We start from the raw sequence: 1,417 nt of genomic DNA, 5'->3' as shown, positions 1-1,417 counted from the left end.
ATCGTTTATAATCTCATGCCCTTGTCTCTCCTAAGCGGCTTAACAGTCCTTTTAATGGATGAGAACAGCCTGCCAAACTGTTCCTTGAACCATTCGCCAATCAGTTGCCCATTGATGGCAAGCGCAAGTTTGGATTTGTCTTTCGGGTCTTTCACCACTTGGAAGCCTGCTTCCTCGGTCGTGAACTTCCGCCTGTGCTCCTCCGAATAGAGTTCGCCCTCATAGAACAACGGCTTGCCGCTGATGAGCGTGGCGGTCTGCCGCTCGTTGAAGCCGACTTTAAGGCAGAATTTCTCCATGTACACCAACTCTTGGAACAGCGGAAACCATTTCTTGGCTTTTTGGATGATGGATTTCAGGAATGACACTTCCCTTTGGTGTTCCGCTTCCTTGTCCGCCATTTCTCTGCGGTGCTTGGCTTGCAGTTCCATCAGTTGACGGCTGTGTTCATCCTGCTGCCGCTGCATCTGTTGTTGCAACAACTCGATGCTTTCGTCACGGGCTGCAACCTCATTTTGCAGGGTGCGGTTGTCGGCTTCAAGTTCTTTCAGCTTGCCGCTTCCCAAAAGAGAACCGACCTTTGCCACAAGTGCCGTTTTCGCTTCGGTCTTGGCGGCTTCCAGCTTCTCCGACTTGATTTCCTTCCTGACTTCGGCAAGCAGCCGTTCCGCTTGTTTCTGTTCGGTCTGCAACTGCCTTACGTTGGTTTCAAGCTCTCCCGTCTGCCGTTTCAAGTCACGGTAGTATTGGGCTGTGGTGGTATGCCGTGCCTCTGACCCACGTATGCCACGATGCAAGCCGTACTTTGCCATCGCTTCAGCATAGCTATCGTGGTAGGCAACAAGCCGTTCACGGGTCAAGAGGTCATCTGCGCACAGGCGCACGGCGTTGGCTTTCTTGCGGTAGGTGCGTTTGCCCTCCGCTTGCTTCTTCCTCGCTTTCCTGCGCTCTCCCGTCACTATCGGAACGACCGTGGCATGGATATGTGGAGTGTGTTCGTCCATGTGCAGCACTGCCGAAACGGTGTTCTCCCTGCCGAACGTGCGGTGCAGCCATTGCAGGTTGTCATCGCACCATTCGGATAGTCTACCCTCGTCTTGTACTTTCACCATATCCTCATGCGTACCTGAAAGCACGATGCGGATTGCCCGTACTTGGTCGGACGTTATCTTACGCCTGATGCCAGCCGTGCGGATGCGGTGGCTTATCGCTTCGGTACGGTCTGCCACGCCATCGGGGAATTGCACCAGTTCACGGTTGAGATGGGTGAGTGTGGGGTCTGTGTTCTTGGGCGTGGTCTTGCGTTCTATGTGGTCGGATGCGCCCGTGTCAGCCGACCCTTTCGCCTTGTTGATTTGAATGCTTATGTATCCCATGTTCGTTTCTTGTTTTTGAGGTTCTACAAACTTGTTTGTCA

1 protein-coding gene is annotated in these 1,417 nt (G+C 53.3%); it reads right to left on the bottom strand.

Features of this window, described 5'->3' with window-relative positions; genetic code table 11:
• Positions 1–5: 5 nt before the first annotated feature.
• On the bottom strand, positions 6–1,376 hold the full coding sequence (gene mobV / locus B5F77_RS15370; protein ID WP_087332342.1) for a MobV family relaxase: 1,371 nt from the start codon (positions 1,374–1,376) through the stop codon (positions 6–8).
• Between the last annotated feature and the right edge of the window lie 41 nt (positions 1,377–1,417).

The sequence above is a fragment of the Parabacteroides sp. An277 genome (genome assembly GCF_002159645.1).
Classification (GTDB): domain Bacteria; phylum Bacteroidota; class Bacteroidia; order Bacteroidales; family Tannerellaceae; genus Parabacteroides.
This window is presented reverse-complemented; position numbering and strand designations above follow the sequence as displayed.